This is a genomic window from Vibrio sp. 1078-1 (assembly GCF_033340475.1).
The window spans coordinates 1-601 of the sequence record NZ_JAWOWM010000574.1 but is presented as its reverse complement, the minus strand read 5'-3'; the positions used below and the strand labels follow the sequence as shown (position 1 = coordinate 601).

Annotated in this window: 1 protein-coding gene; it reads left to right on the top strand. The window is 47.8% G+C overall.

Annotated features, from left to right (window positions below; all coding sequences use genetic code 11):
• Positions 1-177: 177 nt before the first annotated feature.
• The coding region (locus tag R7190_RS28860) for a YaiI/YqxD family protein (protein WP_318138065.1) at positions 178-601 on the top strand (424 nt) is incomplete at its 3' end.

Sequence of the window (601 nt, the reverse complement as noted above, 5' to 3'; positions counted from 1 at the left end):
AATGCCTGCACTCATTACTGTTATCAAAAGCTGGAAGAGCGCGAATCACGTCCCAAAAGTAGAAGTCACTGCGCCACTATCGAAAGAAGAAGATCGCCTGACGGCACTTGAAAACACAGTCGCAAAATTAACCGCTCGTATTGAAGAGCTAGAAGCAAAACTGGGTGAGAAATAAGAATGAAGTTATGGGTAGATGCAGACGCTTGTCCTAAAGTGATCCGTGAGACCATCGTGCGTGCCGCAGAACGAACCGGCGTAGAGTGTACCTTTGTCGCCAATCACGTTGTACCAGTGCCAAAAAGAGCCAACATTCACTCACTTCAAGTCCCTGCAGGTTTTGATATTGCTGACAACGAAATTGTTCGTCGTGTAGAGCCAAATGATTTGGTCATCACATCCGATATCCCACTTGCCGATGAAGTCATCACTAAAGGCGCTCTAGCGTTGAGCTCTCGTGGCGAGCTTTACACCAAAGACACCATCAAAGCGCGTCTTAATATTCGTGACTTTATGGAAACCATGCGCTCAAGCGGTATTCAAACTGGCGGGCCTGCGGCACTTTCGCAAACCGAACGCCGAGAGTTTGCAAACCATCTGGATA